The following is a 19787-nucleotide window of genomic DNA, read 5'->3' as shown; positions in this document are numbered from 1 at the left end:
CACCCCCACACCCCCCCAGGCCCTACTCCACCCCCCAAACCGGCAGCAGCCGTGACGCCCCCCGCCTCAACAGCCACGGGGGCAGCAGCGATCGCGGGTCGAGGTACTCCTCGCCGATCCGGGCACCCCAGTGCAGGCAGCTCACTCCGCCGCAGTGCCCTCCCGGGGGTTGCAGTACGCCGAGCCGCTGGCCCGCTCTCACCTGGTCCCCTTTTCTCACTTGTGCGGTCACCGGTTCGTACGTGGTGCGTACCGGTGGGTCGCCGGTGCCCTTGAGGTCCACCGCGACGACGCCTCGTCCGGCGACCTGACCGGCGAAGGTGACCGTGCCCTCCGCGATGGTCCGCACCGGCACCCCGGGCGCACCGGCCAGGTCCACTCCGCGATGGCCGCGTCCATAGGGCGTGGCGGGAGGTTCCCAGCCCCGGAGGAGGGCGGGGCGTACGCCGATCGGCCAGACCCGACCGACCCTCGGAACGGGCCCCGGGCTCACCCCTTCACGACCTTCACTCTCCGCACCCGCACCCGCACCCGCACCGCCCCTCGGCCCGCCCCTGCATCCGCCCCCGTGCATATCGCCGCCTCCTGGCGCGCGCGTTCCCGCCGACCGTGTGTTTCCGGCCTGGCCTTTCGCTGCCGCCCGCTGTCTCTCCGTCCCGGTCCGCACTTCCCGCACCGCCACCCGCCCGCTGCCGCAGCCGACCTCACCGGAAAACCCGCGAGCGTTCCCCGCAAGCCCCGCCGAGCCGACGCCTTGCGGGCTCTGGCTCTGGCCCTGCCCTTGGCCTCCGCCCCGTAGCCCGTGCTCCGGGGCCCGCTGTTCCTGGCCCGCGCTCTGCTGCCTGCCCCCGGTGCCAGCGGCCCGAGGATCCATGAAGACGGCAGGCCCCGCCGCCACCCCCGCCGCGAGGGCCGGGGCGCCGAGGGCTCCCGTGAGGGTGAGGCCGAGGAGGGCCCTGGTCCAGGGGCCGGGGCGGGTGGTGGTGCGCATGGGGAGAGGATGCCGTGGGGGAGTGGGGCAAAGAGGATCTTGGTGGGGATCTGTGGACTACTGGCGGGTTGTGGACAACGGCGTCACCCGCTGCCTCCCGGGTCCCGTACACTTCCTCTGGCGATCCGGGTCACCGGGTCGACTTCGCACGCCCCGACATTCAGCCTTTGTGGCGGTGTCCGCGCTCCTCGGTCCCTTGTGGCACAGCGCGCCGGGGCGTCAGGCGCGCCGGCCGTCCGGCAGGTGCGACAACCGAGCACATAGGAGAACACGGCCATGGCCGTCGTCACGATGCGGGAGCTGCTGGAGAGCGGCGTCCACTTCGGTCACCAGACCCGCCGTTGGAACCCGAAGATGAAGCGTTTCATCTTCACGGAGCGCAACGGCATCTACATCATCGACCTGCTCCAGTCGCTGTCGTACATCGACCGCGCCTACGAGTTCGTCAAGGAGACCGTCGCCCACGGCGGCACGGTCATGTTCGTCGGTACGAAGAAGCAGGCGCAGGAGGCCATCGCCGAGCAGGCGACCCGCGTCGGCATGCCGTACGTCAACCAGCGCTGGCTGGGCGGCATGCTCACCAACTTCTCGACCGTCTACAAGCGCCTGCAGCGCCTGAAGGAGCTCGAGCAGATCGACTTCGAGGATGTGGCCGCCTCCGGCCTCACCAAGAAGGAGCTCCTGGTCCTCTCCCGCGAGAAGGCCAAGCTGGAGAAGACCCTCGGCGGTATCCGCGAGATGCAGAAGGTGCCCAGCGCCGTCTGGATCGTGGACACCAAGAAGGAGCACATCGCCGTCGGCGAGGCGCGCAAGCTGAACATCCCGGTCGTCGCCATCCTCGACACCAACTGCGACCCGGACGAGGTCGACTACAAGATCCCGGGCAACGACGACGCGATCCGCTCCGTCACCCTGCTCACCCGTGTGATCGCCGACGCTGTCGCCGAGGGCCTCATCGCCCGTTCCGGCGCCGGCAAGGCGGCCGAGGGCGAGAAGGCCGCGGGCGAGCCGCTCGCCGAGTGGGAGCGCGACCTGCTCGAGGGTGAGAAGAAGGCTGACGAGAAGCCGGCCGACGAGGCCGCGGAGAAGCCCGCCGAGGCTGCGGCTGACGAGAAGCCGGCCGAGGCCGCGGACGAGAAGCCGGCCGAGACCGAGGCCGCCGCGGAGAAGCCGGCCACGGACGAGCAGGCCTGACCGCACAGGTTCGGTAGCCGACGGCGGGGGCCGCCCCACAAGGGGGCTCCCGCCGTCGCCCCGTGGATCCGCGTGGATCGCGCGGATCTCGATCTTCCAGACTTCGAGGAAAGATTCTCTTCAATCATGGCGAACTACACCGCCGCTGACGTCAAGAAGCTCCGCGAGCTCACCGGCGCCGGCATGATGGACTGCAAGAAGGCGCTGGACGAGGCCGAGGGCAACGTCGACAAGGCCGTCGAGGCGCTCCGTATCAAGGGCCAGAAGGGCGTCGCCAAGCGCGAGGGCCGTTCCGCCGAGAACGGCGCCGTGGTCTCCCTGATCGCCGACGACAACACCTCCGGTGTCCTCGTCGAGCTGAAGTGCGAGACCGACTTCGTCGCCAAGGGCGAGAAGTTCCAGGCCGTCGCGAACGCGCTGGCCGCCCACGTCGCCAAGACCTCCCCGGCCGACCTCACCGCGCTCCTCGCCTCCGAGATCGAGCCCGGCAAGACCGTCCAGGCGTACGTCGACGAGGCCAACGCCAACCTCGGCGAGAAGATCGTCCTGGACCGCTTCGCCCAGTTCACCGGCGGCTACGTCACCGCGTACATGCACCGCACCATGCCCGACCTGCCCCCGCAGATCGGTGTGCTCGTGGAGCTGGACAAGGCGGACGCCGAGGTCGCCAAGGGCATCGCGCAGCACATCGCCGCCTTCGCGCCGAAGTACCTCTCCCGCGAGGACGTCCCGGCCGAGGTCGTCGAGTCCGAGCGCCGCGTCGCCGAGGAGACCACCCGCGCCGAGGGCAAGCCCGAGGCCGCGCTGCCCAAGATCGTCGAGGGTCGCGTCAACGGCTTCTTCAAGGAGGCCACGCTCCTCGGCCAGCCGTACGCGCTCGACAACAAGAAGAACGTCGAGAAGGTCCTCGCCGAGGCCGGTGTCACCCTGAAGCGCTTCTCGCGCATCAAGGTCGGCATCTGAGTCCTGGCGGCGATTGCTCCCGGACCCGGCTAGGGTTCTGGGGAGTCGCCCGCGTACCGGGCCCCGTACGGCCCGTACGCGAAGGACGACCGCAGATCTGACGAGGAGGCCATTGCCGCGCATGGGTTGCGAACAACTCCCCACCGGCAGTGGCCTTCTTCGTATGCGCACCACGAGGAGAACTCCATGAGCAAGGCCGACAAGGGCGAGAACACCGAGGGCAAGGCCGGCGGCCGTTTTCTGCTGAAGCTTTCGGGTGAGGCGTTCGCCGGCGGCGGCGCCCTCGGAGTGGATCCCGACGTGGTGCACGCCATCGCCAAGGAGATCGCGGCGGTCGTCCGGGACGGTGCGCAGATCGCCGTCGTCATCGGCGGCGGCAACTTCTTCCGCGGCGCCGAGCTGCAGCAGCGGGGCATGGACCGCGCCCGCTCCGACTACATGGGCATGCTCGGCACCGTCATGAACTGCCTCGCCCTCCAGGACTTCCTGGAGCGCGAGGGCATCGACTCCCGCGTCCAGACCGCCATCACCATGGGGCAGGTCGCGGAGCCGTACATCCCGCTGCGCGCGGTGCGGCACCTGGAGAAGGGCCGAGTGGTGATCTTCGGCGCCGGTATGGGCATGCCGTACTTCTCCACCGACACCACCGCCGCGCAGCGCGCCCTGGAGATCGACGCGCAGGCCCTCCTCATGGGCAAGAACGGCGTGGACGGTGTCTACGACTCGGACCCCAAGACCAACCCCGATGCGGTGAAGTTCGACGCGCTCGGCTACGGCGAGGTCATCACCCGCGATCTGAAGGTCGCCGACGCCACGGCCATCACCCTGTGCCGCGACAACAGCCTGCCGATCCTGGTCTTCGAGCTTCTGACCGAGGGCAATATCGCGCGGGCCGTGAAGGGTGAGAAGATCGGCACCCTTGTCGGGGACCGGAGCACCCGGAGCTGACCGGCCGGGGGTGGACAACCCCCTGCCGGTCGGACACCGTGCAGGGAACAGACGCGACGCAGCCTGCCGCCCAGTGGACGGCGGACCCACTCAAGACACGCAGGAGCAAGTGGTGATCGAAGAGAGCCTCCTCGAGGCCGAGGAGAAGATGGAGAAGGCCGTCGTGGTCGCCAAGGAGGACTTCGCCGCGATCCGCACAGGCCGTGCGCACCCGGCGATGTTCAACAAGATCGTGGCCGACTACTACGGCGCGCTGACGCCGATCAACCAGCTCGCCTCGTTCTCGGTGCCGGAGCCCCGGATGGCCGTGGTGACCCCGTTCGACAAGAGCGCGCTGCGCAACATCGAGCAGGCGATCCGCGATTCGGACCTCGGCGTCAACCCGAGCAACGACGGCAGCATCATCCGGGTGACGTTCCCCGAGCTGACCGAGGAGCGCCGCAAGGAGTACATCAAGGTCGCCAAGACCAAGGGCGAGGACGCGAAGATCTCGATCCGCTCCGTGCGCCGCAAGGCGAAGGAGTCCATCGACAAGCTCATCAAGGACGGCGACGTCGGCGAGGACGAGGGCCGCCGTGCGGAGAAGGAGCTCGACGACACCACCGCCAAGTACGTGGCCCAGGTGGACGAGCTGCTGAAGCACAAGGAAGCCGAGCTGCTCGAGGTCTGATGAACGACTCTCCTTGGGGCGCGCCGCCGCGGACCGGCTCCTCCCGGGTGCGGCCGGGCCCCGGGCACGACGCCCCCTGGGGGGCCGCCCCGGCGGGTCCCTCGTACGAAGGGCATCCGGCCGCGCAGACTCGGCCCATGCCCACCGTGCCCGAGGTGCCCGAGAACGGCGGAGACCGGGAACGCGAACAGGGGGCCGCCCCGCTCGGCGGCCCGCTGTTCCCGGCCGGACCACCCGACCCCTTCCGCGACGGCACACCGCCGCCGCGCCCGACCACGTACGAGCCGCAGGAGCACATGTCCACCGCGAGCCCCTCCGCGCCCGCCCCGCAGAAGAAGACCGCGGGCCGGGACCTCGGCGCGGCGATAGGGGTCGGTCTCGGCCTCGGCGCGGTGATCGTGGCCTCCCTGTTCATCGTGAAGGCCGTCTTCGTCGGCGTGGTCGTGGCGGCCGTCGTCGTCGGCCTGTGGGAGCTGACCTCCCGCCTGAAGGAGCGCAAGGACATCCACGCCCCGCTGGTGCCGCTGGCGCTCGGCGGCGCCGCGATGGTGGTCTCCGGGTATGTGCGGGGTGCCGAGGGCGCCTGGATCGCGATGGCGCTGACCGCGCTCGCGGTCCTCGTCTGGCGCATGGCGCAGCCGCCCGAGGGCTATCTGAAGGACGTCACCGCGGGCACCTTCGCCGCCTTCTACGTCCCCTTCCTCGCCACCTTCGTCTCGCTGATGCTCGCCGCCGACGACGGCCCGCGCCGGGTGCTGACCTTCCTGGTGCTCACCATCGTCAGCGACACCGGGGCGTACGCGATCGGCTGGCGCTTCGGCCGCACGAAGCTGGCACCGCGCATCAGCCCCGGAAAGACCCGGGAGGGACTGGCCGGCGCGGTGCTGTTCGCGATGGTGGCGGGCGCGCTGTGCATGCAGTTCCTGATCAGTGACGGCGCCTGGTGGCAGGGCCTGCTGCTGGGCCTGGCCGTGGCGGTCAGCGCGACCGTCGGCGACCTCGGCGAGTCCATGATCAAACGCGACCTCGGCATCAAGGACATGGGCACCCTGCTGCCCGGCCACGGCGGCATCATGGACCGCCTGGACTCCCTGCTGCCGACCGCGCCCGTGGTGTGGCTCCTGATGGTGCTCTTCGTCGGCTCGGGCTGACCGTCCGGGCACGGGCGAGATCCCCGCGCGTACGCCCGGCTGGTCCGCCGTCCGCGGGGCGGCGGACCCGTCCGGATGATCTGCCACACTGGTGAGGTTATGCCTGCACCCGGAGAACTCACATTCGTCGCCCCGCGCGGAGCCAAGAAGCCGCCGCGGCACCTCGCCGACCTCACGCCCGCCGAGCGGAAGGAGGCGGTCGCCGGGATCGGCGAGAAGCCGTTCAGGGCCAAGCAGCTCTCGCAGCACTACTTCGCGCGGTACGCGCACGACCCGGCGCAGTGGACCGACATCCCCGCCGCGGCGCGCGGCAGGCTCCAGGAGGCGCTGCTCCCGGAGCTGATGGACGTGGTGCGGCACATCTCCTGCGACGACGACACCACCCGCAAGACCCTGTGGCGGCTCTTCGACGGCACCCTCGTCGAGTCGGTGCTGATGCGCTACCCGGACCGGGTCACCATGTGCATCTCCTCGCAGGCCGGCTGCGGCATGAACTGCCCGTTCTGCGCGACCGGTCAGGCGGGCCTGGACCGGAACCTGTCCACCGCGGAGATCGTGCACCAGATCGTCGACGGGATGCGGGCGCTGCGGGACGGGGAGATCCCCGGCGGGCCCGCGCGGCTGTCCAACATCGTCTTCATGGGCATGGGCGAGCCGCTCGCCAACTACAAGCGCGTCATCGGGGCCATCCGCCGCCTCACCGACCCCGAGCCGGACGGCCTCGGGCTCTCCCAGCGCGGCATCACCGTCTCCACCGTGGGCCTGGTGCCCGCCATGCACCGCTTCGCCGACGAGGGCCTCAAGTGCCGCCTCGCGCTCTCCCTGCACGCCCCCGACGACGAGCTGCGCGACACCCTGGTGCCCGTCAACACCCGCTGGAAGGTACGCGAAGTCCTCGACGCCGCCTGGGAGTACGCGGCCAAGTCGGGGCGGCGGGTCTCCATCGAGTACGCGCTGATCCGCGACATCAACGACCAGGCCTGGCGCGGCGACCTGCTCGGCAGGCTGCTCAAGGGCAAGCGGGTGCACGTCAACCTGATCCCGCTCAACCCGACGCCGGGCTCCAAGTGGACCGCCTCGCGCCCCGAGGACGAGCGGGCCTTCGTCGACGCCATCGCGGCGCACGGCGTCCCGGTGACCGTGCGGGACACCCGGGGCCAGGAGATCGACGGGGCCTGCGGGCAGCTCGCCGCCGCCGAGCGCTGAGGGCGTCCGGGGGCGGTTGTCCACAGGCGTCGACGGTCCGGAAAGCGACGGCGGTACCCTGGGCGGCGTACCGACGCACCAGCACCACTTCGCGACACGTATTCCGCTGTACACCGACCGACATACCCACACCGGCACCCACCGTGCCGGCACACATATTCCGACAGGGGAGCGCCACAGCGCTGAGAGTGCGGCACGGACCGGGCGACCGGGCCGGTGGCCGCAGACCCTCTGAACCTCGCCCGGGTCATTCCGGGTAGGGAGTTCGGACACTTCTCCAGCTGTTGCGCCCTGCCCGCGGCCACCCGTCGCGGGCAGGGCCGCGTCTCTTCCTGGTCAGCCCAGGAGGAATCCAGTGAGCACCACCAAGAACTGCCTGGCCGCCGTCCTCGCGGCGGGGCTCGGCCTCGGCACGCTGACCGCCTGCGGGGACTCCGGGGACTCCGGCGGCGACTCCGAGAACGTCACCCTGGTCACCCACAGCTCCTTCGCCGTCTCCAAGGACGTCCTGAGGGAGTTCGAGCGCACGTCCGGCTACAAGGTGCGCGTCCTCAAGGACGGCGACGCCGGGCGCGCCGTCAACAAGGCCCTGCTCACCAAGGACAACCCGCAGGGCGACGTCTTCTTCGGCGTCGACAACACCCTGCTGTCCCGTGCCCTGGACGGCGGTCTCTTCCAGCCCTACAAGAGCCCCGCGCTGTCCTCGCTGGACGCGGACACCCGGCTCGACCCGAAGCACCGGGTCACGCCCGTCGACACCGGTGACATCTGCGTCAACTACGACAAGAAGTTCTTCAGCGAGAGGAAGCTGGAGCCGCCGAAGAGCTTCGCCGACCTCGCGAAGCCCGCGTACAAGGACCTGCTCGTCACCGAGAACGCGGGCAGTTCCTCGCCCGGGCTCGGCTTCCTGCTCGCCAGCGCAGCCGAGTACGGGGACCAGGGCTGGCAGGGCTACTGGAAGAAGCTGAAGGCCAACGGGATCAAGGTCGTCGACGGCTGGGACCAGGCCTACAACGAGGAGTTCTCCGGCTCCGCGGGCGGCCGCAAGGCGGGCGGCGAGCGTCCGCTGGTCGTCTCGTACGCCTCCTCGCCGCCCGCCGAGGTGGTCTTCGCCGACCCGCGGCCGAAGACCGCGCCCACCGGGGTCGCCACCCGGACCTGCTTCCGGCAGATCGAGTTCGCCGGACTGCTCGCGGGCGCCCGCAACACCGAGGGCGGCAAGGCGCTCGTCGACTTCTTCGCCTCCAAGGCCTTCCAGGAGGACATGCCGCTGAACATGTTCGTCAACCCGGTGCGCGCGGGCGCGAAGGTCCCGGCCGTCTTCACCGAGCACGGCACCGCGGTCAGGGACCCGCACACCATGGCCCCCGGGAAGATCGCCGAGAAGCGCGACGACTGGGTCAAGTCGTGGACCTCGCTCGTGCTGAAGTGAGCACATCGACGTGACGAGCACCGACGTGACGAGCACCGATGTGACGCGTACCGGCGCGACGGCCCCGCCCCGGGTGCCGCGCCGGCGGCAGCGGCGCCGGAGCGCGGCGCGGCTCGGCCTGATGGCCGTGCCCGCCGTGTTCTTCGCGCTGTTCTTCGCCTACCCGGTCGCCGCGATCGTCGGGCGCGGCCTGCGGGACGGCGGCCACTGGCAGTTCGGGCGCCTGACGGAGGTGCTCGGCGACGCCGGGATCCGGCAGGTGCTGTGGTTCACCACCTGGCAGGCGCTCGCCTCCACCGCGCTCACCCTGCTGATCGCGCTGCCCGGCGCCTATGTGCTCGCCCGGCTCGACTTCCCCGGCAAGAGCCTGCTGCGGGCCCTGGTCACCGTGCCTTTCGTGCTCCCCACCGTCGTCGCGGGCACCGCCTTCCTGGCCCTCCTCGGCCGCGGCGGACTCCTCGACGACCTGTGGGGGGTGCGCCTGGACACCACCGTCTGGGCCATCCTGCTCGCCCATGTCTTCTTCAACTACGCGGTCGTGGTCCGCACCGTCGGCGGGCTCTGGTCCCAGCTCGACCCCCGGCAGGAGGAGGCCGCGCGGATGCTCGGCGCCTCCCGGGCCGCCGCCTGGCGCACCGTCACCCTGCCCGCGCTCGGCCCGGCCGTCGCCGCCGCGGCGCTGATGGTCTTCCTGTTCACCTTCACCTCCTTCGGCGTCGTCACCATCCTCGGCGGCCCCGCGTACGCCACCCTCGAAGTGGAGATCTACCGGCAGACCGCGGATGTCTTCGACCTGCCGACCGCGGCCGTACTGACCCTGGTGCAACTCACCGCGGTCGCGCTGATCCTCGCCGTGCACGCCTGGACCGTGCGCCGCAGGGAGAGCACGCTGCGCCTGCTCGCGCCCGAGTCCACGGCGCGCGCGCCGCGCGGGGCCGGGCAGTGGGCGCTGCTCGCCGGGGTCCTGCTCAGCGTCCTGCTGCTGCTCCTGCTGCCGCTCGCGGTGCTCGTCCAGCGCTCCTTCGACACCGCCGCCGGATACGGGCTCGGTTACTACCGGGCGCTGACCTCCGCGGACAGCAATGTCTTCCTGGTCCCGCCGATCGACGCCGTCGGCAACTCGCTGACGTACGCCCTCGCCGCCACCGGCATCGCCCTGGTCATCGGCACCCTGGCCGCCGCCGCGCTCACCCGCCCGGGACGCGCCGGCCGCCTGGTCCGCGGCTTCGACGCCCTGCTGATGCTGCCGCTCGGGGTCTCCGCGGTCACCGTCGGCTTCGGCTTCCTCATCAGCCTCGACGAGCCCCCGCTCGACCTGAGGGCCTCCTGGATCCTGGTGCCGCTCGCCCAGGCCCTGGTCGGGGTGCCCTTCGTGGTGCGCACCATGCTGCCGGTGCTGCGCGCCCTGGACACCCGGCTGCGGGAGGCCGCCGCGGTGCTCGGCGCGTCCCCGCTGCGGGTGTGGCGGGAGGTCGACCTGCCGCTGGTCCGGCGGGCCCTGCTGGTCGCCGCCGGGTTCGCCTTCGCCGTCTCGCTCGGCGAGTTCGGCGCCACCGTCTTCATCGCCCGGCCCGACAACCCGACCCTGCCGGTCGCCGTCGCCCGCCTCCTCGGCCGCGCCGGAGAGCTCAACTACGGGCAGGCGATGGCCCTTTCGGTGATCCTGATGGCGGTGTGCACGCTGTCCCTGCTGCTCCTCGAACGCCTCAGGCCCCGTACCGGCGGCGCGGCCGGCGGCCCGGCTGCACCCACCGGAGAGATGTGACCATGCTCCAACTCGACCGCGCCACCGTGCACTTCGGCCACCGCCCGGCCCTCGACGAGGTCAGCCTCGACGTCGCCACGCACGAGAGCGTCTGCGTGCTCGGGCCCAGCGGCAGCGGCAAGTCCACCCTGCTGCGCGCCGTCGCCGGGCTCCAGGAACTCGACGCCGGACGGGTCCTGCTCGGCGGGAAGGACCAGCGCGGCGTCCCCGCCCACCGCCGCGGGGTGGGCCTGATGTTCCAGGACCACCAGCTCTTCCCGCAGCGCGACGTCGGCGGCAACATCGCCTTCGGGCTGCGTATGCACGGCGCCGGACGGGACCGGCAGCGCTCCCGGGTCGCCGAGCTGCTCGACCTGGTCGGCCTCGCGGACGCCGCCCCGCGGCCCGTCGGCGAACTCTCCGGCGGGGAGCAGCAGCGCGTCGCCCTCGCCCGTGCCCTCGCCCCGAATCCCCGGCTGCTCATGCTGGACGAACCCCTCGGCCAGCTCGACCGCTCCCTGCGCGAACGGCTCGTACTCGAACTGCGCGAACTCTTCCAGGAGTTGGGCACCACCGTGCTCGCCGTCACCCACGACCAGCAGGAGGCCTTCACCCTCGCCGACCGGGTCGTCGTGATGCGCGAGGGCCGCCTCGCCCAGACCGGCACCCCGATGGAGGTCTGGCAGCACCCCGCCGACGCCTTCGTCGCCCGCTTCCTCGGCTTCCACAACCTCACCGCGGCGACGGTACGGGGCGAGGCCGCCGAGACCGCCTGGGGCGGCATCGGTGTCCCCGCGGGCTCCCGGCAGGGCGCCGCGACCGTGCTGGTACGGCCCACCGGGGTGCGCCTGACGGACTCCGGCGCGGGCCTGGACTGCCGGGTCACCGCCCGGACCTTCCTCGGCGGCCAGGTCGCCGTCCACCTCCAGCCCGAGGGGGCGCCGCGCCTCGAAGCCCTCTGCCCCCTGCACTCCGCGCCCGCCCCCGGCGACAAGGTCACCGTCGCCTTCGCGCCCCCGCAGGACGGCGAAATCGTGGTGCTGCCCGCGGAGGACGCTGCCTAGAGTGCGCCCCATGAGCACACTCACCCATGAGCGGTACTGCCAGGAGATCCTCGCGCAGACCGAGGCACTGCGCGGGGTCCTCGCCTCCGGAGCCGCCCTCGGCACGCGCGTCCCGACCTGTCCCGAGTGGACCCTGGACGAACTGCTCCGGCACACCGGCGGCGCCCTGCGCTGGTCCGCCGAACTGGTCCGTACCCGCGCCGCCGAGGACATCCCCGAGGAGAAGGTGCCCCGGTCCGCCGGGCCCGCGGAGCAGACGGCCACCGCCCTGGCCGACTGGCTCGACGACTCCGGCCGCCGGCTGGCCGAGGCACTGCGCGAGGCCGGACCCGAGGCGCCGGTGTGGACCTGGGCCTGGCGGCAGGACGCCGGATTCTGGGCCCGGCGGATGACCCATGAACTGGCCGTGCACCGCGCCGACGCCACCCTCGCCGCCGGACTCGACTACCAGGTCGACCCGGAGGTCGCGGCGGACGCCCTCGACGAATGGCTGGAGATCGTCGGCTTCGCCCAGCGCACGCAGCCCGGGGACGAGGCGGGCGAACTGCGCGGCGCCGGACGCAGCATCCATCTGCACGCCACCGACGCCCCCGAGGGCCTCGACGCCGAGTGGCTGATCACCTTCCACGAGGACGGCTTCACCTGGGAGCGCGCGCACGGCAAGGCCACCGTCGCCCTGCGCGGCCCCCTCACCGCCCTGCTGCTCGCCTTCTACCGGCGCCGGACCCCCGACTCGGGCGGCCTGGAGGTCCTCGGCGACCGGGAACTCCTCGACTTCTGGCTCGCCCGCGCCTCCTTCGGCTGACCGGGCGCGCGGCCGGTCAGCCGAGCCCTCAGCCGCCCGCCTCGGTCAGCCGCGCCAGGGCCTCGGGCGCCTGGTCCACCGAGTCGACCAGGGCGATCCGCGCCGCCATCGGGCGCTCCCCGGCCAGCGCCCGCAGCAGCGGCCAGGCGGGCAGCCGCTCGGTCCAGTGCGCGCGGTCGACGAGGACCATCGGGGTGGGCAGGCCCCGGGAGCCGTAGTAGTTGGGGGTGGCGTTGTCGAAGATCTCCTGCACGGTGCCCGCGGCGCCCGGCAGGAAGACCACCCCCGCGGTGGAACGCGCCAGCAGCCCGTCCTCGCGGGTGGCGTTCGCGAAGTACTTCGCCAGATGGGAGGCGAAGGCGTTCGGCGGCTCGTGCCCGTAGAACCAGGTCGGGATGCCGACCGAGCCGCCGCCTTCCGGCCAGCGCGCCCTGACCTCGAAGGCCGCCGCCGCCCAGTCGGTCACCGAGGGCGTGAACGAGGGTGCCTTGCCGAGGAGTTCGAGCGACTCCGTCAGCATCTCCTCGGGCAGCGGGGCGGCATAGGCGCCGAGGTTCGCCGCCTCCATCGCGCCCGGGCCGCCGCCGGTCGCCACGGTGAGACCGGCCCGGGCCAGCGAGCGGCCGAGCCGTGCGGCACCCGCGTAGGCCTCGGTACCGCGCTCCATGGCGTGGCCGCCCATCACCCCCACCACCCGTGCCCCGGTGAGGAGTTCGTCGAGCGCGTCGGAGACCGAGTCGTCGTGCACGGCGCGCAGCATCGAGGCGAAGATGTCCCCGTCGGCCTTCGTCCGCTGGAACCAGGCGTAGGAGCGGGCGTCCGGCGTGGCGTCGTAGCCCTCGTCCAGACCGGCGAACAACTCCTCGGCCGAGTACAGGAATCCGCGGTACGGATCGAAGGGCAGACCCGGAACCGGCGGGAAGACCAGCGCGCCCGCCGCACGGACCCGGCTGTCCGCGGCGGCCTCCATGGCGCAGCCGAGGAAGACGGCGCCCTCCACCGGGACGTCGAGCAGGGCCGGGGTGCGCGCGCTCAGGTCGACCGCCTGCACCCGCAGGCCCGCGAGCGAGGAGCGGGCGGCGAGCACCGCGTCGAACTCGGCGAGGGACTCGATCTCCCCGTCCGCGGCCGGTTCACCGTCGTACGCCGCTTCGGGACGGCCCAACTGCCCGGCGGCGCGGGCGGATTCGGATATGGTCATCCGCTCATGCTAGGCCGTGGTCCCCTCCTGGGGAGGGGACCCGGACCGGCGCCCCCTGCTCAGGCCTCGCCCTCCACCGCGGCCGGGTCCATCCACATGACCTCCCAGGTGTGGCCGTCGAGGTCGTCGAAGGAACGGCCGTACATGAAGCCGTAGTCCTGGGTGCGGTCGTTGTCGGTGGCGCCCGCCGCGAGGGCCTTGCCGACGAGTTCGTCGACCTTCTCCCGGCTCTCCGCGCTCAGCGCCACCAGGACCTCGCTGGTGCTTCTCGCGTCGGCGATCTCCTTCTTGGTGAACTGCGCGTAGTGCGCGGGGCTGTGCATCATCACGACGATGGTGTCGCTGATGACCACGCTGGCGACGTCCTCGGTCGAGAACTGCGCGTTGATCGCGAAGCCGAGCGCGGAGAAGAACTCCTTCGCGCGCTCCACATCGCCGACGGGCAGGTTCACGAAGATCATCTGCTGGTACATCTGCGGTCTCCTCAGGGGCGGTGCCGGTCCTCGCACGCCGTGCGCGTGCTGTTCGTGCCGTTCAGGGGGATAGACCGCGGCCCCGCACGGAACTCATCGTCGCCCGCGGACTTCTTTCCGGATTTTTTCGCGGCCGGTCCGGGACCGCCCCGGAGCCGCCCCGCCGCCGTGCTCCCGCCAAAAGCCGGCCGACTTTGCGGTCCTACGTCAGCGGAAGCGCCGCGAGTTCGGCGACCAGCCAGGTCAGCGGGCCGAACACGGCCAGCAGGACCCCGGCGCGCAGCGCCACCGCGCCGCGCAGCAGGGCCGGGGCGGCGCCGAGGCCGAGCAGCGACTCGCGGGAGCGCGCCCGCTCCTGCCGGGCCTCGGCGACCGCGGTGAGCAGGGTGGCCACCGCGCAGCCGGTGACGAGCAGGGCGCCGATGGTGCCGAGCGGGCCGAGCCGCGGCTCGCGGCCCGCGTACAGGGCGGCCGCGGCGAAGGCCGCCGAAGCCACCGCGCACAGCACGCCCAGCGGCCTGCCGAGGCGCGCGGCCTCCTGCTGCAGCACCCGCCCGGCGAGCAGCCGCATCGCGCCCGGCCGCAGCGCCTGCAGCACCCGGCCGCACTGGTAGGTGAGCCCGGGCCCCGCGAGAGCCAGCCCGACCGCGGTCACCAGCCATCCCGCGAGCACCCCGGCCGGGCTCCCGGCGAGTGTGCCGGGCAGCAGCGCGGAGGCGTCCTCGGAGCGGCGGGCGTAGCCCTCGACGGCCAGGCCCGCGGCGAGCAGGGCGATGCCCCAGGGCAGTCCGGCCGGAGCGGGCCGCGGGGCCGGGGCCTCCGCCGGCTCCTCCTCGTCCCGCCCGGGGCGGGGCCGCGGGCGCAGCGCCAGCCGGCAGGCACCGGCCACCGCGCCGGGCACCACCAGGAGCAGGGTCACCACCCCGGCCAGCGGCAGCGGCTGCCCCTGGGCGAGCAGCCCGGAGGCGGTACCGGCGCCCGGCAGCCGCCCGAGGTCGCCGCGGAGCAGCAGGAAGGCGAGCAGCGCCGCCGCCGAGCCGAGCGCGCAGGCCGCGCCCGCGGACAGGGCGGCGAGCAGGGCGAGTCCGGAGGGGCCGAGCCCCGCCGCGGAGAGCGCCGAACGCGGCCGTACGCCCGGATCGGTACGGCCGACGGCGAGCGCGAACTGCACCGTGGCGGCGAGCGGGACCAGGCACCAGAGCAGCCGCAGCGCCGACTCACCGGGCGCCTCGGGGTGGCCCATGGCCCAGCCGAGGGCGCACAGGAGCAGGAAGCCGGTACCGGCCGAGGCACCGGCGAGGAGCAGGCGGCGCAGCTGGACGAGCGGGCGCCCGCCGCGGGCTAGACGGAGAGCGAGCACGCCGCCCGGCCTTCCGCCTCGGGCTCCGGCCGCTCCACCGCGGAGAGGCGGCGGCCGTCCTCCAGGAGCAGCAGCCGGTCGGCGGCCTCGGCGGTCTCCTCGTCGTGGGTGGCGAGGACGACCGTGATGCCGTGCGAGCGGGCCGCGGTGGTCAGGGTGCGCAGCGCGTGGGTGCGGTCCGCGCGGTGCAGCGGGGCGGTCGGCTCGTCCGCGAAGAGCACCGCGGGCTGCGCGGTCAGGGCGCGGGCGATGGCGACGCGCTGCTGCTCGGTACGGGTCAGGGCGTGCGGGCGCTTGCGCGCGGTGCCGCCGACGTCGAGGCGCTCCAGCCACTCCAGGGCCGCCGCCTTCGCCGCCCGGTGGGTGGTGCCGCGCAGCATCAGCGGCAGGGCGGCGTTCTCCCAGGCGCGCAGCTCGGGTACGAGGCGGGGTTCGGGGCCGATCCAGGCGAAGCGGTCGCGGCGCAGCCGCTCCCTGAGCAGCGGGCCCATCGTGTGGACGGGCGAGCTGTTGAACCACACCTCGCCCTCCTGCGGCACCAGGCGGCCCGACAGGCAGCGCAGCAGCGTCGTCTTGCCGCAGCCGCGCGGGCCCGCCACCGCGAGGATCTCCGCCTCGCGGACGCCGAGCGAGACACCGGCGAGTGCGGGTGAGCCGTTGAGATCCACGTGCAGGGCGCGGGCCCACAGCACGTCGTTGTCCGGCGGGGCTGCCATGGGCGAACACCTCGGTTCTGGTCGGATTCCTGCCCCCGTCCGGGGGAACGAAGACACGGGCCGATCGGTCACTGGGCACCGTAGGTATTCGCCGCCGGGGCACCGGGGTGCACACGGAGCCGGCCGCGCTCATCACCCGAACGTGTAAGCACATGAACGGGTGGTACGGGCGGGCAGCGGCCGAGGGGCGCGGGGGCGGCGCAAGGCCCCGGTGCGGTCCGCCGGGGCGCACGCCTCCGCGCCGGGGGCACGTCTGTTTGGCCACCCCCGGACGGGTGAGGAGGCGGCGGCCGGTTGCCGCGCTCGGTCCCGCGCGCCCGCCGGGGCGTCCTCGCGCGGGCGCCCCACCGGACTCGTACGGGCGCCTCGGCGGACTCGTACGGGCTCCCTGCGGCGGACGCCGGAAGCCGCCGCCCGGTCGGATCCGGAGCGGTGGTGCACCGGGGCGGGTCCGCCCCGCCCGGAGTCATGGCGCCGGTACGCGCGGTGCTCCCCGTGCCCGGGCAACCTTGCACGGGAAGCGGGCGGCGGGCGGTGTTTGTGCGCCGAAAGCGGGGGCAGCCAGGAAAATGTTCGCCCCGGGGCGGTTTCCGCGGCCATGGGCTATGTCGCGGAACGGGGCCGCGGGCTAGGGTGGACATCTCACCCGTTGGACACCGTCAGGAGGGCCGGAGTGACCACCGAGCCGGGTCGGCTGCGCAAGCTTCGCAACTACATCGGCGGCGAGTTCCGCGACGCCGCCGACGGACGGACCTCCGAGGTCGTCAACCCCGTCACCGGAGAGGCGTACGCGACCGCGCCGGTCTCCGGGGCCGCGGACATCGACGCCGCGATGAAGGCCGCCGCCGAGGCCTTCCCCGCCTGGCGGGACCTGATCCCCGCCGAGCGGCAGAAGGCGCTGCTCAAGATCGCGGACGCCTTCGAGGAGCGGGCCGAGGAGCTGATCGCCGCCGAGGTGGAGAACACCGGCAAGCCGATCGGCCTGACCCGCACCGAAGAGATCCCGCCGATGGTGGACCAGATCCGCTTCTTCGCGGGCGCCGCGCGGATGCTGGAGGGCCGCTCGGCCGGGGAGTACATGGAGGGCCTGACCTCGCTGGTGCGGCGCGAGCCGCTCGGTGTCGTCGCCCAGGTCACCCCGTGGAACTACCCGATGATGATGGCCGTGTGGAAGTTCGCCCCGGCGCTCGCCGCGGGCAACACCGTGGTCCTCAAGCCCTCCGACACCACCCCGGCCTCGACCGTGCTGATGGCCGAGATCATCGGCTCGGTCGTCCCCAAGGGCGTCTTCAACGTGGTCTGCGGCGACCGCGACACCGGCCGCGCCATGGTCGAGCACCCCGTCCCGGCGATGGCCGCCATCACCGGCTCGGTGCGCGCGGGCTCCCAGGTCGCCGAGTCCGCCTCCAAGGACCTCAAGCGCGTCCACCTCGAACTCGGCGGCAAGGCCCCCGTGGTGGTCTTCGAGGACGTCCGCGGCGAGCACCTCGCCAAGGCCGTCGAGGACATCAGCGTCGCCGGATTCTTCAACGCCGGCCAGGACTGCACCGCCGCCACCCGGGTCCTGGTCCACGAGTCCCTGCACGACGAGTTCGTCCAGGCCCTCGCCAAGGCCGCCCGGGACACCAAGACGGGGCAGCCCGACGACGAGGACGTGCTGTTCGGCCCGCTGAACAACGCGAACCAGCTGGCCCAGGTCTCCGGGTTCATCGACCGGCTCCCGGCCCACGCCAAGGTCGAGGCGGGCGGCGAACGCGTCGGCGACAAGGGCTACTTCTACGCGCCGACCGTGGTCTCCGGTCTCCAGCAGGACGACGAGATCATCCAGAAGGAGGTCTTCGGCCCGGTCATCACCGTCCAGTCCTTCCGCGACGAGGACGAGGCGATCGCGCACGCCAACGGCGTCGACTACGCGCTCGCCTCCTCGGTCTGGACCCGCGACCACGCCCGCGCCATGCGCCTGTCGAAGGCGCTCGACTTCGGCTGCGTCTGGATCAACACGCACATCCCGCTGGTCGCCGAGATGCCGCACGGCGGCTTCAAGCAGTCCGGCTACGGCAAGGACCTCTCCGGCTACGGCTTCGAGGACTACACCCGCGTCAAGCATGTGATGACCTCGCTGGACTGACCCGCCGCACGGAACACGGGCCCCGGACGCGGGAAGCGTCCGGGGCCCGCGGTCTTCACCGGGCTCAGCGCGCGGCGACCCCGACCGGGGCGACGCCGTTCACCCACAGCTGGTCCACCCGCTGCCGCTCCGCCGCGTTCGGCTGCGAGTTGGTGCAGGAGGTGCCGGGGCCGCCGCCCGACATCAGCTCGCTGCACGGGCCCGAGTAGTGGTCCGGCAGGCCGAGCACATGGCCCGTCTCGTGGGCGGTCACCCGGGTCGAGTCGTACTGCTGGTTCTGCGCGTAGTCCAGGAAGATGTAGCCGCGCCCGTGGCCGTCGGTGGAGGCGTAGGAGCCGCGGGAGTCGTTGCCTTCGTAGTATCTGAAGTCCGGGTTGCTGCCCTCGCGCAGCTGGACGTTGCGCACCGCGGCGTTCCAGATCGAGGTGCTGCGCGCGATCTGCGTGCGGAAGCTCGGGGCGCTGGAGGTGTTGTAGATGACGGTGACCGAGGCGGCGCCCGGGTTGGCGGCCCGCTTCTCGGCGACCGAGCGCTGCACGGCCTCGTAGAAGGCCTTGTTCGCGGCTGCGTTCTCCGCGGAACCGGCGTACGCGGCGACCGAGTCGGTGGCGACCGGTGCCGGGGCGGCGCCCGCGGGGGAGGCGGTCAGGGAGAGGCCGCCGAGGGCGAGGCCGAGGCCGAGCGCGGCGGACAGCAGGGGACGGCGAGTACGCATGGGGGGCTCCTGATTCTGAGCGGGGGTGGAGCGGTCAGGGGGATCCTGCGGTGAGCCGGACGGCTCCGGGCAGATATCGGACGGCGATACCTCGCGGACGCTCCCGTCCCGGCCCGCGTGGTCGACTCCCGTGACAGCAGTGCGATATAGGGCCGGTACCTTCTCGTCCCGCGCGCGGGTGCGCACAGTGATTCCGGCCGGGCAGCGCGCCCGGCCAGGCGGAGATCCGCCCCGGCGAGAGGAATCACATGAAGAAGAGACTTGCGGGCCTGGCCGCGGTGTTCAGTGCCACCAGCGCCGCGGCGCTCGCCCTCACCACGGGCGCGGCCACCGCCGCCCCGCAGCCGATCGTCGGCGGCAGCGTGGTCACCAACGCCCCCTCCTGGGCGGCGGTCATCGGTGACCAGAGCGACGGCATGTGGTGCAGCGCCGCCCTCATCAAGAGCAACTGGGTGATCACCGCCGGGCACTGCAGCGGCGCCACCCAGGTCCGCGTCGGCTCCGCGAAGACCAACAGCGGCGGCACCCTGGTCAGCACCTCGAAGTGGGTGCGGCACCCCTCGTACAACAGCGGCTACGACTTCGGCCTCTACAAGCTGTCCACGTCCGTCTCGGGCGCCCCGCTCGCGATGGCGACCAGCAGCCCCGCCGTCGGCTCCAGCGTCACCGAGTACGGCTACGGCCAGACCTGCGCGCCCTACGGCTGCGGCGGGATGAGCCCCTCGCTGAAGTCCCTCGGGACCAAGCTGGTCGCCGACTCCCAGTGCGGCGGCATCAACGGCTCCTGGGAGCTGTGCTTCGACACCTCCGTCACCGCCACCGACTGCTACGGCGACTCCGGCGGCCCCGCCCTCGTCGGCGGCAAGCTCGTCGGCGTGACCAGCCGCGGCGCCTCCGGCCCCGGCGAGTCCACCTGCGGCAACACCAACTCCATATACAGCGACACCACCGCGGTGCAGAGCTGGATCAACTCCACCATCGCCACCCGCTGAGCCACCCCCCGCGCACGTGGCAGTGCCGTCCTTC

At 72.6% G+C, this 19787-nt stretch carries 18 protein-coding genes; 12 read left to right on the top strand and 6 right to left on the bottom strand.

Annotated features, from left to right (window positions below; genetic code table 11):
* Nucleotides 1–22 precede the first annotated feature (22 nt).
* Nucleotides 23–574: a murein hydrolase activator EnvC family protein gene (locus tag HFV08_RS30480; RefSeq protein ID WP_168543797.1), complete on the bottom strand. Its 552-nt coding sequence runs from the start codon at nucleotides 572–574 to the stop codon at nucleotides 23–25.
* A gap of 693 nt (nucleotides 575–1267) precedes the next feature.
* On the opposite strand from HFV08_RS30480, the gene rpsB reads away from it, so the two are divergent.
* The 10 genes from rpsB to HFV08_RS30430 all read left to right on the top strand — a co-directional run bounded on the left by rpsB (nucleotide 1268) and on the right by HFV08_RS30430 (nucleotide 12168).
* Complete coding sequence (gene rpsB, locus HFV08_RS30475) at nucleotides 1268–2185, top strand: 30S ribosomal protein S2 (RefSeq protein ID WP_168543796.1); 918 nt, start codon at nucleotides 1268–1270, stop codon at nucleotides 2183–2185.
* Between the two features lie 126 nt (nucleotides 2186–2311).
* Nucleotides 2312–3148, top strand: a complete 837-nt coding sequence (gene tsf, locus HFV08_RS30470; protein WP_040247729.1) for a translation elongation factor Ts — start codon at nucleotides 2312–2314, stop codon at nucleotides 3146–3148.
* 186 nt (nucleotides 3149–3334) lie between these two features.
* Complete coding sequence (gene pyrH, locus HFV08_RS30465) at nucleotides 3335–4096, top strand: UMP kinase (RefSeq protein WP_040247726.1); 762 nt, start codon at nucleotides 3335–3337, stop codon at nucleotides 4094–4096.
* 112 nt (nucleotides 4097–4208) lie between these two features.
* Nucleotides 4209–4766 (top strand): ribosome recycling factor, encoded by a 558-nt coding sequence (gene frr / locus HFV08_RS30460; RefSeq protein WP_168543795.1) that lies wholly within the window; start codon nucleotides 4209–4211, stop codon nucleotides 4764–4766.
* On the top strand, nucleotides 4766–5917 hold the full coding sequence (locus HFV08_RS30455; protein ID WP_168543794.1) for a phosphatidate cytidylyltransferase: 1152 nt from the start codon (nucleotides 4766–4768) through the stop codon (nucleotides 5915–5917). The genes frr and HFV08_RS30455 overlap by 1 nt, the downstream gene beginning before the upstream one ends.
* 99 nt (nucleotides 5918–6016) lie before the next feature.
* Nucleotides 6017–7123, top strand: a complete 1107-nt coding sequence (rlmN, locus tag HFV08_RS30450) for a dual-specificity RNA methyltransferase RlmN (RefSeq protein ID WP_168543793.1) — start codon at nucleotides 6017–6019, stop codon at nucleotides 7121–7123.
* A gap of 355 nt (nucleotides 7124–7478) precedes the next feature.
* Nucleotides 7479–8555, top strand: coding sequence for a thiamine ABC transporter substrate-binding protein (locus HFV08_RS30445; RefSeq protein ID WP_168543792.1), 1077 nt, complete (start codon nucleotides 7479–7481; stop codon nucleotides 8553–8555).
* 121 nt (nucleotides 8556–8676) lie between these two features.
* Nucleotides 8677–10320: an ABC transporter permease gene (locus HFV08_RS30440; RefSeq protein WP_168543801.1), complete on the top strand. Its 1644-nt coding sequence runs from the start codon at nucleotides 8677–8679 to the stop codon at nucleotides 10318–10320.
* A gap of 2 nt (nucleotides 10321–10322) precedes the next feature.
* Nucleotides 10323–11363, top strand: coding sequence for an ABC transporter ATP-binding protein (locus tag HFV08_RS30435; RefSeq protein ID WP_168543791.1), 1041 nt, complete (start codon nucleotides 10323–10325; stop codon nucleotides 11361–11363).
* A gap of 10 nt (nucleotides 11364–11373) precedes the next feature.
* Nucleotides 11374–12168, top strand: a complete 795-nt coding sequence (locus HFV08_RS30430; RefSeq protein ID WP_168543790.1) for a maleylpyruvate isomerase family mycothiol-dependent enzyme — start codon at nucleotides 11374–11376, stop codon at nucleotides 12166–12168.
* Nucleotides 12169–12196: 28 nt separating this feature from the next.
* Here HFV08_RS30430 and HFV08_RS30425 read toward each other — a convergent pair whose 3' ends face one another.
* From HFV08_RS30425 to HFV08_RS30410, 4 genes are all read right to left on the bottom strand, one after another.
* Nucleotides 12197–13369 carry an LOG family protein gene (locus tag HFV08_RS30425; protein WP_168543789.1) on the bottom strand — a complete coding sequence of 391 codons (1173 nt, stop codon included), beginning with the start codon at nucleotides 13367–13369 and terminating at the stop codon, nucleotides 12197–12199.
* Nucleotides 13370–13428: 59 nt separating this feature from the next.
* Nucleotides 13429–13842, bottom strand: coding sequence for a VOC family protein (locus HFV08_RS30420; protein WP_168543788.1), 414 nt, complete (start codon nucleotides 13840–13842; stop codon nucleotides 13429–13431).
* A gap of 202 nt (nucleotides 13843–14044) precedes the next feature.
* Nucleotides 14045–15202, bottom strand: a complete 1158-nt coding sequence (locus HFV08_RS30415; RefSeq protein WP_168543787.1) for a hypothetical protein — start codon at nucleotides 15200–15202, stop codon at nucleotides 14045–14047.
* Nucleotides 15184–15918 carry an ABC transporter ATP-binding protein gene (locus HFV08_RS30410; protein WP_168543786.1) on the bottom strand — a complete coding sequence of 245 codons (735 nt, stop codon included), beginning with the start codon at nucleotides 15916–15918 and terminating at the stop codon, nucleotides 15184–15186. The genes HFV08_RS30415 and HFV08_RS30410 overlap by 19 nt, the downstream gene beginning before the upstream one ends.
* 673 nt (nucleotides 15919–16591) lie before the next feature.
* Between HFV08_RS30410 and HFV08_RS30405 the strand changes: the two genes are divergently transcribed.
* The gene (locus HFV08_RS30405; RefSeq protein WP_168543785.1) at nucleotides 16592–18046 is read left to right on the top strand and encodes a gamma-aminobutyraldehyde dehydrogenase; all 1455 of its coding nucleotides are present in this window, start codon (nucleotides 16592–16594) and stop codon (nucleotides 18044–18046) included.
* Between the two features lie 64 nt (nucleotides 18047–18110).
* On the opposite strand, the gene snpA is transcribed toward HFV08_RS30405, so the two are convergent.
* Entirely contained in the window at nucleotides 18111–18761 is a 651-nt protein-coding gene (gene snpA / locus HFV08_RS30400; protein ID WP_168543784.1) for a snapalysin, read from the bottom strand.
* Between the two features lie 248 nt (nucleotides 18762–19009).
* Between snpA and HFV08_RS30395 the strand changes: the two genes are divergently transcribed.
* On the top strand, nucleotides 19010–19753 hold the full coding sequence (locus HFV08_RS30395; protein WP_168543783.1) for a S1 family peptidase: 744 nt from the start codon (nucleotides 19010–19012) through the stop codon (nucleotides 19751–19753).
* Nucleotides 19754–19787 lie beyond the last annotated feature (34 nt).

This window comes from Streptomyces physcomitrii, from assembly GCF_012273655.1.
Classification (GTDB): domain Bacteria; phylum Actinomycetota; class Actinomycetes; order Streptomycetales; family Streptomycetaceae; genus Streptomyces; species Streptomyces physcomitrii.
This window is presented reverse-complemented; position numbering and strand designations above follow the sequence as displayed.